The 14,417-nt window shown below is 70.5% G+C and carries 16 protein-coding genes and 1 riboswitch; of the genes, 7 read left to right on the forward strand and 9 right to left on the reverse strand.

All coding sequences use genetic code 11. The annotated features are described in order from the left end of the window. Positions 1–121: 121 nt before the first annotated feature. The 3 genes from ddaH to ACFYR3_RS33355 all read left to right on the forward strand — a co-directional run bounded on the left by ddaH (position 122) and on the right by ACFYR3_RS33355 (position 3,511). Complete coding sequence (ddaH, locus tag ACFYR3_RS33345; RefSeq protein WP_389285649.1) at positions 122–934, forward strand: dimethylargininase; 813 nt, start codon at positions 122–124, stop codon at positions 932–934. Next, a complete protein-coding gene (rocD, locus tag ACFYR3_RS33350; protein ID WP_389285651.1) occupies positions 931–2,181 on the forward strand; it encodes an ornithine--oxo-acid transaminase in 1,251 nt (416 codons plus the stop codon). The genes ddaH and rocD overlap by 4 nt, the downstream gene beginning before the upstream one ends. A gap of 604 nt (positions 2,182–2,785) precedes the next feature. After that, a complete protein-coding gene (locus ACFYR3_RS33355) occupies positions 2,786–3,511 on the forward strand; it encodes a lysophospholipid acyltransferase family protein (protein ID WP_355838649.1) in 726 nt (241 codons plus the stop codon). Between the two features lie 81 nt (positions 3,512–3,592). Here the strand turns inward: ACFYR3_RS33355 and ACFYR3_RS33360 are convergent, their stop codons facing one another. From ACFYR3_RS33360 to ACFYR3_RS33395, 8 genes are all read right to left on the reverse strand, one after another. After that, positions 3,593–5,203 carry an alpha/beta hydrolase gene (locus ACFYR3_RS33360; RefSeq protein ID WP_389285653.1) on the reverse strand — a complete coding sequence of 537 codons (1,611 nt, stop codon included), beginning with the start codon at positions 5,201–5,203 and terminating at the stop codon, positions 3,593–3,595. Positions 5,204–5,371: 168 nt separating this feature from the next. After that, a complete protein-coding gene (locus ACFYR3_RS33365; protein WP_389285722.1) occupies positions 5,372–6,130 on the reverse strand; it encodes an urease accessory protein UreD in 759 nt (252 codons plus the stop codon). Next, positions 6,127–6,804 (reverse strand): urease accessory protein UreG, encoded by a 678-nt coding sequence (ureG, locus tag ACFYR3_RS33370; RefSeq protein ID WP_355838643.1) that lies wholly within the window; start codon positions 6,802–6,804, stop codon positions 6,127–6,129. Before ureG ends, ACFYR3_RS33365 begins: the two co-directional genes overlap by 4 nt. A 700-nt stretch (positions 6,805–7,504) precedes the next feature. Next, positions 7,505–8,179 carry an urease accessory UreF family protein gene (locus ACFYR3_RS33375; protein WP_355838640.1) on the reverse strand — a complete coding sequence of 225 codons (675 nt, stop codon included), beginning with the start codon at positions 8,177–8,179 and terminating at the stop codon, positions 7,505–7,507. Further along, positions 8,179–9,900, reverse strand: coding sequence for an urease subunit alpha (locus ACFYR3_RS33380; RefSeq protein WP_355838637.1), 1,722 nt, complete (start codon positions 9,898–9,900; stop codon positions 8,179–8,181). The genes ACFYR3_RS33375 and ACFYR3_RS33380 overlap by 1 nt, the downstream gene beginning before the upstream one ends. Beyond that, positions 9,893–10,204, reverse strand: coding sequence for an urease subunit beta (locus ACFYR3_RS33385; protein ID WP_261704238.1), 312 nt, complete (start codon positions 10,202–10,204; stop codon positions 9,893–9,895). The genes ACFYR3_RS33380 and ACFYR3_RS33385 overlap by 8 nt, the downstream gene beginning before the upstream one ends. A 16-nt stretch (positions 10,205–10,220) precedes the next feature. Then, positions 10,221–10,523 (reverse strand): urease subunit gamma, encoded by a 303-nt coding sequence (locus ACFYR3_RS33390; RefSeq protein WP_355838633.1) that lies wholly within the window; start codon positions 10,521–10,523, stop codon positions 10,221–10,223. Between the two features lie 324 nt (positions 10,524–10,847). Continuing rightward, positions 10,848–11,126, reverse strand: a complete 279-nt coding sequence (locus tag ACFYR3_RS33395; protein WP_355838630.1) for a type II toxin-antitoxin system Phd/YefM family antitoxin — start codon at positions 11,124–11,126, stop codon at positions 10,848–10,850. A gap of 188 nt (positions 11,127–11,314) precedes the next feature. On the opposite strand from ACFYR3_RS33395, the gene ACFYR3_RS33400 reads away from it, so the two are divergent. The 4 genes from ACFYR3_RS33400 to ACFYR3_RS33415 all read left to right on the forward strand — a co-directional run bounded on the left by ACFYR3_RS33400 (position 11,315) and on the right by ACFYR3_RS33415 (position 13,950). Beyond that, on the forward strand, positions 11,315–11,950 hold the full coding sequence (locus ACFYR3_RS33400; RefSeq protein ID WP_355838627.1) for an ATP-dependent Clp protease proteolytic subunit: 636 nt from the start codon (positions 11,315–11,317) through the stop codon (positions 11,948–11,950). Positions 11,951–11,957: 7 nt separating this feature from the next. Further along, positions 11,958–12,263: a hypothetical protein gene (locus tag ACFYR3_RS33405; RefSeq protein WP_355838625.1), complete on the forward strand. Its 306-nt coding sequence runs from the start codon at positions 11,958–11,960 to the stop codon at positions 12,261–12,263. 347 nt (positions 12,264–12,610) lie between these two features. Beyond that, a riboswitch (cyclic di-AMP (ydaO/yuaA leader) is annotated at positions 12,611–12,797 on the forward strand. A 3-nt stretch (positions 12,798–12,800) separates the two neighbouring features. Next, positions 12,801–13,274, forward strand: a complete 474-nt coding sequence (locus tag ACFYR3_RS33410; RefSeq protein WP_355838622.1) for a C40 family peptidase — start codon at positions 12,801–12,803, stop codon at positions 13,272–13,274. Positions 13,275–13,377: 103 nt separating this feature from the next. After that, positions 13,378–13,950 carry a DUF6328 family protein gene (locus ACFYR3_RS33415; protein WP_355838619.1) on the forward strand — a complete coding sequence of 191 codons (573 nt, stop codon included), beginning with the start codon at positions 13,378–13,380 and terminating at the stop codon, positions 13,948–13,950. Here the strand turns inward: ACFYR3_RS33415 and ACFYR3_RS33420 are convergent. Beyond that, the coding region (locus ACFYR3_RS33420) for a LysE family translocator (RefSeq protein WP_389285658.1) at positions 13,904–14,417 on the reverse strand (514 nt) is incomplete at its 5' end. The two genes, ACFYR3_RS33415 and ACFYR3_RS33420, sit on opposite strands and share 47 nt — an antisense overlap.

A 14,417-nucleotide genomic window follows, 5' to 3' on the forward strand; every position in this document is an offset into this window, starting at 1 on the left:
GCCGATCACGCAGCAGTACTGCGTATACGCGCAGCTCTCGTCGCTTGTCGTCCGTATCCCCCGCTTCTTACCGTGGAGGCATCCCATCAGCCGACACCGCAGGAAGCGGAGGAACCTCTTCGTGCCCGACAGCCGTGTGCCGCGCCTTCGGCGCTTTCTCGTCTGCGAACCCAGACACTTCGCCGTGCAGTACGCGATCAACCCCTGGATGCGTCCCGACACCCCCGTGGACGTCGATCTCGCGCGCGATCAGTGGCAGGCGCTGATCAGCGCCTATCTCGCGCACGGCCACACCGTCGACTCCGTCGATCCGGTCGCGGGCCTTCCCGACATGGTCTTCGCCGCGAACTGCGCGCTCGTCCTGGAGGGCCGTGTCTTCGGCTCGTCCTTCCACGCACCCGAGCGCCGCCCCGAGTCCACCGCGTACGAGACCTGGTTCAAGGCGGCCGGTTTCGACGTCTACCGCCCCGAGTCGGTGTGCGAGGGCGAGGGCGATCTCGTCCCGACACGCCGCTACGTCCTCGCCGGTACCGGATTCCGTACCACGCCCGAGGCCCATCGCGAGGTCCAGGAGTTCTTCGGCGTCCCGGTGATCAGCCTCCACCTGGTGGACCCGCACTTCTACCACCTGGACACCGCGCTCTTCGTCCTCGACGACGACAACATCGCGTACTACCCGGAGGCGTTCTCGCCTGGCAGCCGGGAGGTGCTGAGCCGGCTGTTCCCGGACGCGGTGCTCGCGACCCGTGAGGACGCCCTCGTGTTCGGCCTCAACTCCGTCTCCGACGGCCGTCATGTCTTCATCGCGCCGCGCGCCGAGGCCCTCGCCGACCAGCTCGTCCGCCACGGCTACGTTCCCGTCCCCGTCGACCTGTCGGAGTTCCACAAGGCCGGCGGTGGCATCAAGTGCTGCACTCAGGAGATCCGTTCATGACCGCTCCCGCCCGTACGACCGCGTCCACCGGCGCCGGTACGCGCAGTTCCGCCGAACTGATCCGAGCCGAGGAACCCGTCCTGGCGCACAACTACCACCCGCTGCCCGTGGTCGTCGCGCACGCCGAGGGCACCTGGGTCGAGGACGTCGAGGGCCGCCGCTACCTCGACATGCTCGCGGGCTACTCGGCCCTCAACTTCGGCCACCGCAACCCGGTGCTGATCGAGGCGGCGCACCGCCAGCTGGACCGGCTCACCCTCACCTCGCGGGCGTTCCACAACGACCGGCTGGCCGAATTCGCCGAGTCGCTGGCCGCGTTGACGGGCCTGGACATGGTCCTGCCGATGAACACGGGCGCCGAGGCGGTGGAGAGCGCCATCAAGGTGGCCCGTAAATGGGCGTACGAGGTGAAGGGCGTCGAGCCCGACCGGGCGACCATCGTGGTGGCGGCCGACAACTTCCACGGCCGTACGACCACGATCGTCAGCTTCTCCACCGACGAGACGGCACGCTCCGGCTTCGGCCCCTTCACACCCGGGTTCCGGGTCGTGCCGTACAACGACCTGGCCGCGCTCGAAGCGGCGATCGACGAGACCACGGCCGCGGTGCTGCTCGAACCCATCCAGGGCGAGGCGGGCGTGATCATCCCGGACGACGGCTATCTCGCCGGCGTCCGCGCGCTCACCCGGCGCGCCGGCTGCCTGTTCGTGGCGGACGAGATCCAGTCCGGCCTCGGCCGTACCGGCACCACGCTGGCCGTGGAACACGAGTCGGTCGTCCCCGACCTGCTGCTGCTCGGCAAGGCGCTCGGCGGCGGCATCGTGCCGGTCTCCGCGGTCATCGGCCGGCGGGACGTGCTGCAGGTGCTGCGTCCGGGTGAGCACGGCTCGACCTTCGGCGGCAATCCGCTGGCCGCAGCGGTCGGCTCGGCGGTCGTGGGCCTGCTGGAGACCGGTGAGTACCAGCGCAGGGCGGCCGAGCTGGGCGTCCTGCTGCGGGACGGGCTGACGGCCCTGGTGGGCCGTGGCGTCGAGGGCTTCCGCTCGCGCGGGCTGTGGGCGGGCGTCGACATCGACCCGTCCATCGGCACGGGCCGGGAGATCAGCCGGGGCCTGATGGACGAGGGGATCCTGGTCAAGGACACGCACGGCTCGACCATCCGGCTCGCGCCGCCGCTCACCATCACGGCCGAGGAGCTCCAGTCGGCTCTCGGCTCCCTGGAGAAGGTGCTGACGCAGGGGGTCTGATCACCTGGGTCCGTGGCCGCCGACGCGTTCGCCGTCCCGCGGCGTCGGCGCCACGGAACCCATCGGAGCGTCGAACCGTGACGGGCGCGAAGCCGCCCACCCGCGCCACCCTGCCCGCCCTGCCCGCCCTGCCCGCCCGGCGCTATGCCGACCGCCTCCGCGGGGGACGAACGCCCGCCTCCGGGACGACAGCGCCCAGGCTGCGCCCTGCCGGGCGCTGTACCGGGGGCGCCTGGCCCCGGGGCCCGGCCGTGATCACCCCGCCCACAGCCCGACGCGCGCCCATTCCTCCCCCCGAGGTCTCCGACCAGCAACGGACCTGCCCGTCGGCCGGAGCCGCCACGTGGAGGTTCGGGTGGCGGCTCCGGTCCGAAGGACGAGGCGATTCCGGTCAAGGGCGCGCGCGGCTCCGCCGTCCGGGCTGCGCCGCCGCTCACCGTCACGGCCGAGGAACTCCGGCCGACTCTCGGATCCCTGGTGAAAGTCGTGACGCAAGGGATTCGATACCAGCCAAGAGGCCACAGAGGGTGACACCGCAATGCTTACGCCTGACGACGGCCGCGCCTAAACTGATCGCTCCCCGGGGGAAAAGAGGAGCGCCCCAGTGTTTTATTACGTGCTCAAATATGTGCTTCTGGGTCCACTGTTGCGGCTGGTCTTCCGGCCTCGGATCGAGGGCCTTGAGCACATACCGTCGTCGGGTCCGGGCATCGTGGCCGGCAACCACCTTTCCTTCGCGGACCACTTCCTGATGCCGGCGATCCTGAAGCGCCGGATCACCTTCCTCGCTAAGGCCGAGTACTTCACCGGGCCCGGCATCAAGGGGCGGCTGACGGCGGCCTTCTTCCGCAGCGCCGGACAGATCCCGGTGGACCGCTCCGGCAAGGAGGCGGGGCAGGCAGCCATCCGCGAGGGGCTCGGCGTGCTGCGCAAGGACGAACTGCTCGGCATCTACCCCGAAGGCACCCGCTCGCACGACGGACGGCTCTACAAGGGCAAGGTCGGCGTCGCGGTGATGGCACTGCGTGCCCAGGCCCCCGTCATCCCCTGCGCGATGATCGGCACCTTCGAGGCCCAGCCCCCGGGCAGGAAGCTCCCGCGGATCCACCCCGTGGTGATCCGCTTCGGCAAGCCCCTCGACTTCTCGCGCTATGCCGGGATGGAGGGCGAGAAGGCCGTCCTGCGCGCCATCACCGACGAGATCATGTACGCCATCCTCACCCTCTCCGAGCAGGAGTACGTCGACCGGTACGCGGCCGTCGTCAAGGCCGAGGAGGCCGCGGAGAAGGCGGAGGCGGGACGCAAGTTCCCCCGGTTGCCGCTGAGTTGATACCGCCGACCGGAGCAGGGTCGGCGGGGGGACGAGTGAGGGGCGGCCGGTCGGACCGGCCGCCCCCTCGTGCGACGAGGACTACGGCTGCGGAGTGGCGTGTGGGGTGCACGTCACGTCGGCCGCGTCCGTCTTGCCGGTGAGCAGGTAGGAGTCCACCCGCCCGTTGATGCACGGGTTGACCAGACCGGTCACACCGTGCGAGCCCGCGCCCTGCTCGGTGATCAGGCGGGAGCCCTTGAACCGCTTGTGCAGTTCGACGGCGCCGGGGTACGGAGTGGCGGCGTCATTCGTGGACTGCACGATCAGGACGGCCGGCAGACCCTTGCCGGTCTTCACCTCGACCGGGGACTGCTGCTTGACCGGCCAGCTGGCACAGGGCAGGTTCATCCACGCGTTCACCCAGGTCATGAACGGATATTGCGTGTTGAGTCGCGTGTTGTCCCGGTCCCACTTGCGCCAGCTGGTGGGCCACTGGGCGTCGGTGCACTCGACGGCCGTGTACACGGCGTTGCCGTTCTCCGAGGAGATGTTGCCCGCCGTGTCGGTCAGGTCGGGGGCCGCGGCGTCGACGAGCGCCTGGGTGTCACCGGCGACGTACTTGCTGAACACCGAGGCGGTAGGCACCCACGAGGAGTCGTAGTACGGGGCGCTCTGGAAGAAGGAGATCAGCTCGGCGGGGCCGACGACGCCGCCCAGCGGGCTCTTCTTCGCGGTGGCACGCAGCCTCAGCCACTGGTCCTGCACCTTGGCGCGGGTGTCACCGAGGTGGAAGGCCGCGTCGTTCTTGGCGACCCAGTCCTCCCAGTCCTTCCAGCGGCCCTCGAACGCGATGTCCTGCTCCAGGTTGGCCTGGTACCAGATGTTCTCGCGCGACGGGTTGACGACGCTGTCGACGATCATGCGCCGCACATGCCCCGGGAAGAGCGTGCCGTAGACGGCGCCGAGGTACGTGCCGTACGAGACGCCCAGGTAGTTGAGCTTCTTCTCGCCGAGCCCGGCCCGGATGACATCGAGGTCGCGTGCCGTGTTGGGCGTGGTCATCTGCTCCAGCACGGCCTTGCCGGTGCGCTCGGCACAGCCGTCGGCGTACTCCGCCGCCAGCTTGCGCTGGATGCGCTTGTCCGCCTCGGAGTCCGGGACCGGGTCCGCCTTGGGCGCCTTGACGAACTCCTGCGGGTCGATGCAGGAGATGGGCGCCGAGTGGCCGACGCCGCGCGGGTCGAAGCCCACGAAGTCGTACGCCTTGGCGGTGTTCACCCACAGCGGGCTCTTGGTGGTGACCCGGCGCGGGAAGCGCATGCCCGAACCACCGGGGCCGCCCGGGTTGTAGACGAGCGCGCCCTGGCGCTCCTCCTTGGTGCCGGTGTTCCCGATGCGGTCCACGGCCAGCTTGAGCTGCTTGCCGTAGGGGTGGGCGTAGTCCAGCGGCACGCTGACCCAGCCGCACTGGATCGGCTTCTCGAAGCCCCAGTCCGCCGGGCAGTCCTGCCAGTCGATCCCGGCCTTGGCGGCCCGCTCCGCGGCGATGGCCGCTCCGCGCTGCTCGCGGTTCTGTCCGTAACTCTGGCCGTGGCGCGAGTCGGCGGTGGCCGACGGGGCCGCGACGGCTCCGGCTATCAGGGTCGCGGTGACGAGCGCTCCGGCCGAACCGAGCGCTGCCACCCGATTCGTCGGTCTCTTGGACCTCAAGTGTGACCTCCCCGTACATCGTTGCGATGGATACGGGGATCCTTTCTGCTGTGAGGTCCCTGGCAACAGACGTGACCGGTGTTCTTTACCAATCCGATAGCCGGTATGCCGTGTTCCGTTGAGCGGTGAACCTGGCGTGAATACACCTTCTGCAGCAGACAATTGACGTCACGTGAGATCACGCAGCGCCCCGTCCAGCACCCGCCGCAGCACTAGCGCGTCGGGGGCGAGCGCGGTCACGAGCACGGCCGGCCCGACGAGCGGGGTGAGCGCGGCGTACTCGCCCAGCAGACGCGCCACCGGCACCTCCTTCTCGAACTCCGGTCGTACGACGACAAGTTGCCCGAGCGCCCGATGCCCCGCGAGGACAGCGGGCCCGTCCCAGCCACCGGGCGCACCGGGACCGCACGCCAACTCCTGGTCGAGCAGGGCACGTCCGTCGCGTCGAACGGTGAGACGGCTGGTGAGCCGCCCGGGTTGCTCGCCCACACGCCCGAGCACCTGCTCCTCCCGGAAGACGAGCCGTGCGTCGCCCCGGAGTTCGACGCGCGAGGAGACGGACAGTTCACTGCCCCCGGCCGAGATCAACTGCTCCGGCAGCCAGGACAGTTCACCTCCGTCGGCGACGTCGAGGCGTACGTCGTAGCGGGCCTCGCCCTTGGCCTGTCCCGGGAGGGCGATGGTGGCGGCGGCCGAACCGACCCGCAGCCGCGCGCCCGGACCGACCCGCGCCTCGACGGCGAGGTGATCACCGCCGAGCGGTCCGCTCATCGCCCCGACCAGCATCACGCGAGCCTCGGACCCGCTGCTCCGGATCCGGCGCAGGGCGAGCGGCCCCTCCCCGTCCAGCATCGGCAGCGAGGTCCCGCCCCGGCCGTCGTCCCTGGCCTCGATCCGCGCGGTGGCGCGCACTCCCGCCGTCGTCATGCCGTCCACGCCGCGAGCCGCTCCCGCACCCAGCCGGCGACCGCCGTGACGCCGCTCTCCGTCCTGAGCGACTGGAAGACCACGGGCAGTTCGGCCCGCTGCGCCTTGGCATCGGTCGCCATCCGTCCCAGGTCGGAGCCGACGTACGGCGCCAGGTCGGTCTTGTTCACGACGAGCAGGTCGGCCGTCGTGACCCCGGGTCCCCCCTTGCGCGGGATATCGTCCCCGCCCGCGACGTCGATCACGAAGATCTGCGCGTCGACCAGCCCCTTGGAGAAGGTCGCGGTGAGGTTGTCGCCGCCGGACTCCACGAGGATCAGATCCAGCGGCCCGATCTCGTCCTCCAGGTCCTCGACCGCTTCCAGGTTCGCGGAGATGTCGTCCCGGATCGCGGTGTGCGGACAGGCGCCCGTCTCGACGGCGGTGATCCGCTCGGGCGGCAGCACCGCTTCCCGCAGCAGGAATTCGGCGTCCTCGCGGGTGTAGATGTCGTTGGTGACGACGGCGAGGGAGAGCTCGTCGCGCAGCGCCCGGCAGAGCGCGGCGACGGTGGCGGTCTTCCCGGATCCGACGGGTCCGCCGAGCCCTATGCGCAGGGCGCGGCGCGTACCGTCGGGCCGGTGGGCATCGGCGCTGATCGCGGACGGCCCGTCATGGGTGTGGTCGAGATGCACGGTTCGGCTCCAGCTTCGTTCGGTCCGCGCCGGCCCGAGGCGACCCGTCCGGCGTTCGCGGACCAGGCTTTTCGGGGCGGGCGGCGGGGTTGGGGGCGGCTGCCCCGGAGGCTATGGGTCCCCTGACGAATCGAGTGGGACCGACACCTCCGGGAAGGGGTGCGGGCAAGGGGTGGCCGCGTCGGAGGGCGGCTTCCCCGCGGGTTTGCTGTGCTGCGGAGCCCCGCGGAATCCCAGCGACGCAAGGATCCATGGACTCCCCGCGACCCGAAGGCCCGCAGACTCCCCGCGATACGAAGATCCGCGGAATCTCCGCGACGCGAAGGTCCGCGGACACCCCGCGCCGCGATCGTCCGTGGACTCCTCTGGGACGCGAAGGTCCGCGGACTCCCCGCGCCGCGGAGGCCGAAGACTCCCTGGGACGCGAAGTCCCACGGAACCTCCGCGCCGCGAAGGCCTTTGGACTCCTTGCGCTGTGAAGTCCCGCAGTCCCCCTGCACTGTGAAGTCCCGCGGCCTCCCAGCACTGTGAAGTCCCGCAGACTCCCAGCACTGTGAAGTCCCGCAGACTCCCAGCACTGTGAAGTCCCGCAGACTCCCAGCACTGTGAAGTCCCGCAGACTCCCAGCAGTCTGAGCGGTCTGTGGTGCCCAGCAGTCTGGGAGCCCGCAGGCTCCCGGCGAGCTGGGAGCCCGCGGCGTCTACGACGCGAAGAGACGTACCGGCCAGGCCGCATGCGCCTCCGCGCCGATCTCCAGCAGCGGCGCCGACGCGGCAGGGAGAGCCTCGACCCCGTAGTCGAGGACCCGCCGCGCCGCACTCGCCGCCGCGTGGGCGACGACATCCAGCTCCGGCGCGAGCCGGGCCAGCGCGGCCGTCGCGTCGAACGGATCGAGACTCAGCAACCGCACCGTCGCCGACGCCGGCCCGCTGACACACTCGTACGCCGAGCAGTACGCGGCGTCCTCGGGCCCCAGGCCGGCGGCCCGCGCCGCCACACCCAGCACGACCGGCTGATGGGCACCCTTGGGGAACTCCCGTGCCAGCGCGTCGAGTTCGGCGGACGGCCAGGTCGCTCTGGCCGCCCGCATCAGCTGTCTGCCCAGCCGGCGCGCGGCGACCCGCAGCGCGAGGGACGGCGTGCGCGCGTCGGCGGCCGCGTCCAGGGCCTGCGGATCGACCCCGAGCGCACCCGCCGCGGCCAGTGCGGCCGCGACGAGTCCGGTGGTGTGCAACCGGCCCCTGCAGAAGTCCTCAAGGGTCGCCGCTCCGGTGATCCGCCCGGCCTTGACGGCCGCCTCGGCTCCGCCGGAGTGCGCGTGCCCTCCGGCGGGAAAGCGGCCGTCGGCCAGGACGAGAAGCGCAGCCCGGGACATCAGAAGAGGAAGTAACGCTGGGCCATGGGCAGTTCGGCGGCCGGAGTGGCCTCGACGAGCTCCCCGTCGATGTGCACGGCGAAGCTGTCGGGGTCGATCCGCACCTCGGGCCGTGCGTCGTTCTCCCGCATGTCGGCCTTGGTCACCGCCCGCGTCGACTCGATGGCGACGAACCGCTTGCCGAGCGAGAGCCGCTCCGGCAACCCGTCCTCGATGGCCAGCGGTGCCACGAAGTTGAACGAGTTCGCGGCCGGGGCCCGCCCGATCGCCCCGAACATCGGCCGGGGCAGGACCGGTTGCGGCGTGGGGATGGACGCGTTGGCGTCGCCCATCTGCGCGTACGCGATCATTCCGCCCTTGATGACGAGGTGCGGCTTGACCCCGAAGAACGCGGGTTCCCACAGCACCAGGTCCGCGAGCTTGCCGGTCTCCACGGAGCCGATCTCGCGGGCGAGCCCTTGCGCCAGCGCCGGGTTGATCGTGTATTTGGCGACATAACGACGTACACGATGGTTGTCCGCGCGGCCGTCACCCGGCAGCGCGCCCCGGCGCCGCTTCATCACATGGGCCGTCTGCCAGGTCCGCATGATGACCTCGCCGACACGGCCCATGGCCTGGGAGTCGGAGGAGATGATCGAGATGGCGCCGAGGTCGTGGAGTATGTCCTCGGCCCCGATGGTCGACGGCCGGATACGGGACTCGGCGAAGGCCAGGTCCTCCGGCACCGCCGGGTTCAGGTGGTGGCAGACCATCAGCATGTCGAGGTGTTCCTCGGCGGTGTTGACGGTGTAGGGCCGGGTCGGGTTGGTGGAGCTGGGCAGCACGTACGACTCTGAGACCACGGACATGATGTCCGGCGCGTGCCCGCCACCCGCACCCTCCGTGTGGTACGCGTGGATGCCCCGTCCCGCGATGGCGGCGAGGGTGTCGGCGACGAACCCGGCCTCGTTGAGCGTGTCGGTGTGGATGGCGACCTGGATGCCGGTGCGGTCGGCGACGGTGAGCGCGGCGTCGATCGCGGCGGGCGTGGAGCCCCAGTCCTCGTGGATCTTCAGGCCGAGCGCGCCGCCCCGGATCTGCGACAGCATCGCCTCGTGCGAGACGGTGTTGCCCTTGCCGAGCAGACCGAAGTTGAGCGGGTACCCCTCCATCGCCTCCAGCATCCGGGCCAGATGCCAGGGACCGGGCGTGACGGTGGTCGCCTTGGAGCCCTCGGCGGGACCCGTGCCACCGCCGACGAGCGTCGTGATGCCGGAGGCGAGGGCCTCGTCGGCGATCTGCGGACAGATCAGATGGACGTGCGCGTCGATGGCGCCCGCGGTCAGGATCCGCCCGTTGCCCGCGATGATCTCGGTCTCGGGGCCGATCACCAGGTCGGGATGGACACCGTCCATGGTGTCCGGGTTGCCGGCCTTGCCGATGCCGGAGATCCGGCCGTCGCGGATGCCGACGTCGGCCTTGACGATCCCCCAGTGGTCGACGATCACGACGCCGGTGACGACCGTGTCCGGGGTGCCGTCTGCGCGCGTAGCGCGTGCCTGGCCCATGGATTCGCGGATGACCTTGCCTCCGCCGAACACCGCCTCGTCGCCGGCGAGGCCGGGCCCGCCGGAACGGTCCTCCTCGATCTCGATCAGCAGGTCGGTGTCCGCGAGGCGGATACGGTCGCCGGTCGTCGGACCGAACAGATCGGCGTACGCGGCACGCGAGATCTCAGGCATCGAGGGGACCTCCGGTCTCACCGCGCAGTCCGGGCACCACACGGGCGCCGGCGAGCGGGACGAGTTCGACGTCGACGGGTATGCCGGGCTCGAAGCGCACGGCGGTGCCGGCGGCGACGTTGAGCCGCTTGCCGCGCGCGGCGCCGCGGTCGAAGTCCAGACCGGGATTGGCCTCGGCGAAGTGATAGTGGGATCCGACCTGGACGGGGCGGTCGGCTGCGTTGAGGACCGTCAGCCGGGTGACCTCACGGCCCTCGTTGAAGACGACGGGCTCCTCGGCGAACAGGATCTCTCCGGGAATCATGGCGTTCGCTCCCCCGTCAGACGATCGGGTCATGGACGGTGACGAGCTTGGTGCCGTCCGGGAAGGTCGCCTCCACCTGGACGTCGTGGATCATCTCGGGGATGCCCGTCATGACGTCGTCCCGGGTCAGGATCTTGCGCCCGGAGGACATCAGTTCGGCGACGGTACGACCGTCACGGGCGCCTTCGAGGATGTGCGACGTGATCAGGGCGACGGACTCGGGGTGGTTCAGTTTCAGTCCGCGGGCCCGGCGCTTCTCGGCGACATCGGCTGCCACATGGATCAGCAGCCTCTCCTGCTCGTGCGGGGTCAGTTGCACGGCGTCCCACCTCACATCCTCGCTCCGGACCGTGCGGGGCCCGGTGGCCGCAGCCACCAAAACCCCTGGTGGCGTGGATGGGCACGCTAGTTGGCCGGAGTTTCGAGGACGTTAACCAGCCTGTGATCCCTCCAGGGCCGGGCGGAAGGACTCCGTGGGGCCCGCGAGGCCGCCCCGCTTCCCCGCTTTCGCCCCGTCGCGCCGCACCGGCACCCCGGGAAGCCCTGACGCCGTCGGCGACCTGACCGTATACGGCATACCGTGCGGTCGCGGCTGTGGTCCCGTAGCGCAGGCGGGACCACGGCCGCGGTCCCGTGCCGGTGTCTAGGAAGCGCTGGGTCCCCGGTGCTCCGCGGCGATGCCGAACCGCTGGCGTTCGCGGGGCGCGGACGCCACCTCGCGGACGCTGGACAGAGCGCTGATCACCTGATCGTCCGCGGGCTCCTGGAGTTCTTCGAGGCGCTCCAGGTCGGCGGCGGAGACCAGGGCGACGAGGGGCTTCCCGTGCCGCGTCACGACGACGCGCTCACCGCCGTACACGACGCGGTTGATCAGTTCGGCGAGCTCAGCCCTGGCTTGCGTCACCGGAATCTCGTAGGCCATGACGTCCAGCTTAGACCGGGCCTCCGGCACTCCGCGGGGTGCAAGATCCGGCCGACGGGCGCCGCCCGGTACCCCTCGACCGGCTCCCGGTGCGGGGACACGGCCGTTTTCGCTCTGAGCATGGCCCTCTTCCACAGAGACGTACGTCCTGTACATTTTTTACAGACGTCGACCTGAGGAGGCGCGCCTTGGACAGCCCGTCCGCCCGCTATGTCCTGCCCGAAATCACCGAACGCACCAGCACGGGGTACCAGACGTCGGACCCGTATTCGAAGCTGCTCAGTGAGCGGATCGTGTTCCTCGGGACGCCGATCGACGACACCTCGGCGAACGATGTGACGGCGCAGTTCATGTACCTCGAACACCAGGCGCCCGAGCAGGACATCTCGCTCTACGTCAACTCCCCGGGCGGCTCCTTCAGCGCGATGACCGCGATCTACGACACGATGCAGTTCGTCACCTGCGACGTCGAGACCATCTGCCTCGGCCAGGCGGCGTCGGCCGCGGCCGTCCTGCTGGCCGGCGGCACTCGGGGCAAGCGACTCGCCCTCCCGGGAGCCCGCGTCCTCCTCCACCAGCCGTCGGTGCCGGAGCCGATCCAGGGGCAGACGAGCGATCTGGTCATCCAGGCCGAGGAGTTGGTGCGCACCCGCGAGATCCTCGAGGAGATGCTCGTACGGCACACGGGACAGAGCCCGGAGCAGGTCGCCGCGGACATCGAGCGGGACAAGATCCTCGACGCTCCGGCGGCGCTGGCCTACGGGCTGATCGACCGGATCGTCCCGAGCCGCCGGGCCTCGCGCGAGACGCCCGGCGCGAGGTGAACGGCCGATGATCCCGGACCTCCCCCCGCTGCCCGCGCTGACCCGTGCCGAGGCCGAGCTGATCGACCGCTACCTCGACGTGGTCGACCTGGTCGGCCGTATCAACCCGTCCCGTCCCGGGGACACCTATCGCGGCCTGAGGGCGGCTCAGGCACTGGTCGGCAAAGCGGCGGCCCTGCGGGACGCTCTCACCCTGATGCACCAGCGGGGCGAGAGCGAGGTGCAAGCCCCGACACTGGCCCAGGCCCTGCGGGTTCTCGACGGAGAGCGGCGGGCGGCCCGGGTCACCGTGCCGCCCGGGTCCGGCAGTTGACGGAACCACACCCGGGAGCCGGTACGCGCCGCACCTCCGCGGTGTCCGGCCCGGGACTCAAACGGACCGGATGGTGTACCCCCCGATGGCGTAGTGAACGATCCTTTCTGCGACCCCTCCAAGTTGCGCAACACGCGGACCAGAAAGGCGGGATGACACCCTTCACCGCAGGTGCGGGCCTCGTCGATGTCTCCAACACCCCCTCGAACAGAGGGGTGTCCACCCGAACGGGTGAGTGGTGAGTAAGCCCACAAAACGCCGGTTCCGCTCGGTTTTTCCGACACTCATGAGTGAAGATCCCTTCCGACGACAAGCCCCCGCCACAACGGCGGGGCGGTCCGGGCGGACGCCGAGTCCTGCCGCCGCCCGGATGACCGGTCGACAGATGTGCATCGGCAGGAGTGGAGGACCCAGCTAGACGGGTCGCCGGAACAGTTCCGGACGGTCCTTGGGGTGAAGCCGCAGCTGCGGCCGGGCAACTTCGCCAGCCCGAATCCGACAGGTCATCCTTCACAGGCGGCTGACGAAGGGTTGCGCATGACTGCGCTCAATCGTGTCCCGTCGCTGTGGACCCGGGCCGGTACGGCCTCGGCGCTCACTCTTGCCGCCGTGGGCGGCAGCCTCGTGGTCCCCGGCGTCGCACCCGACGCCGAGGCGGCCACGCCTGCGACGAGGGCACTCCAGGTCGCCGCGTCCAAGCACGGCTCCCCGTACCAGTGGGGCGCCACGGGACCGCACCGCTTCGACTGCTCCGGGCTCACGCTCTACTCGTACAAGAAGGCAGGCAAGAAGCTGCCCCGTACGGCCGCGGCGCAGTACAACAAGACGCACCATGTCTCGGCCTCGCACCGCAAGGCCGGTGACCTCGTGTTCTTCCACTCGGGCCGGAACGTGTACCACGTCGGCATCTACGCCGGGAAGGGAAAGATCTGGCACTCCCCGAAGACCGGGGAAGTGGTGAAGCTCGAGAAGATCTGGACCAGAAGCGTCTGGTACGGCAGGGTCAGCTGACCCTGTCCCCCGGGGCGGCGGCGCGTGACGCGTGCCGCCGCCCCCGGGGACACGCAGCGCGTGAATCGTGTGCAACACGGGCCGGAGTGGTTACTCGTTCCCCATGACCCCCGACCCGGCCCACACGTCCCGGAACGAGACGTCCGCGCGAAGCGACCCGTCCCCGGACGAGCGGACGTCCGGCCGCGACGAGACACCCCTCGAACGGGCGGACCGCAATTTCGCCGAACTGCTCCAGGAACTGCGCGTCACCCAGACGGGGGTGCAGATCCTCTTCGCCTTTCTGCTGACGCTCGCCTTCACCCAGCGTTTCCCCGCTCTGGACACCGTGCAGCGCGCGACCTACGTGGTCACGCTGTTGCTGGCGGTACTGGCCGCCGCCCTTTTCACGGCCCCCGCCGCACTGCACCGGTCGCTGTTCCAGCGGAACGCCAAACCCACCATCGTGCGGGTCTCCTCACGGCTGGCCACCATCGGCCTGTACGTGCTGACGCTGGCGTTCGCCGGTTCGGTGCTGCTCGTCGTGGACGTGACGCTGGGGCGCGCCGCGGGCATCGCGGCAGGGGCGGGCACCCTGGCCGTCTGTCTGGCGCTGTGGGGGCTGCTGCCCCGGCTCGTGCAGCGCCGTCTCAGCTCCTCAGAGGCTCCAGCAGCAGGACGACGCCCAGAACGGTGAGGGCGCCGCCCATGACCGCCTCCACGGCGCGTGCGGCACGCGGCCCGCGCAGCCATCGTCCGAGCCGGTCCACCAGCAGCGCGACGGCCGGGAACCACACCAGGGCGAGAACGACCACGATCAGCGCCAGCAGCAGCGTCCGCGGCATCGCGGGGCTGCCCGCGGGCACGAACTGCGGCAGGAGGCTGAGGAAGGTGATGGGCGCCTTCGGGTTGAGCGCGTTGGTGACGAAGCCCTGCCGCAACGGACGCGCACCCGTGCCCGCCGCCTCGACCACCGCCTCACGCGGACGCGTGCCCACCGCCTCCGCCACCACTTCACGCGGACCCGTGCCCACCGCCTCACGCGGACGCGTGCCCACCGCCTCCACCACCACTTCACGCGGACCCGTGCCCACCGCCTCACGCGGACGCGTGCCCACCGCCTCCACCACCACTTCACGCGGACGCGTGCCCACCGCCTCACGC

It is taken from the genome of Streptomyces sp. NPDC005784 (assembly GCF_042871525.1).
Taxonomy (GTDB): domain Bacteria; phylum Actinomycetota; class Actinomycetes; order Streptomycetales; family Streptomycetaceae; genus Streptomyces.

What these genes read in the sequence shown, in the direction of transcription:
- ACFYR3_RS33405 (WP_355838625.1), top strand. Translation starts at nt 11,958, where the DNA reads ATGATCCCGGACCTCCCCCCGCTGCCCGCGCTGACCCGTGCCGAGGCC.
- rocD (WP_389285651.1), top strand. Translation starts at nt 931, where the DNA reads ATGACCGCTCCCGCCCGTACGACCGCGTCCACCGGCGCCGGTACGCGC.
- ACFYR3_RS33415 (WP_355838619.1), top strand. Translation starts at nt 13,378, where the DNA reads ATGACCCCCGACCCGGCCCACACGTCCCGGAACGAGACGTCCGCGCGA.
- ACFYR3_RS33380 (WP_355838637.1), bottom strand. Translation starts at nt 9,900, where the DNA reads ATGCCTGAGATCTCGCGTGCCGCGTACGCCGATCTGTTCGGTCCGACG.
- ACFYR3_RS33395 (WP_355838630.1), bottom strand. Translation starts at nt 11,126, where the DNA reads ATGGCCTACGAGATTCCGGTGACGCAAGCCAGGGCTGAGCTCGCCGAA.
- ACFYR3_RS33385 (WP_261704238.1), bottom strand. Translation starts at nt 10,204, where the DNA reads ATGATTCCCGGAGAGATCCTGTTCGCCGAGGAGCCCGTCGTCTTCAAC.
- ACFYR3_RS33375 (WP_355838640.1), bottom strand. Translation starts at nt 8,179, where the DNA reads ATGTCCCGGGCTGCGCTTCTCGTCCTGGCCGACGGCCGCTTTCCCGCC.
- ACFYR3_RS33365 (WP_389285722.1), bottom strand. Translation starts at nt 6,130, where the DNA reads ATGACGACGGCGGGAGTGCGCGCCACCGCGCGGATCGAGGCCAGGGAC.
- ACFYR3_RS33410 (WP_355838622.1), top strand. Translation starts at nt 12,801, where the DNA reads ATGACTGCGCTCAATCGTGTCCCGTCGCTGTGGACCCGGGCCGGTACG.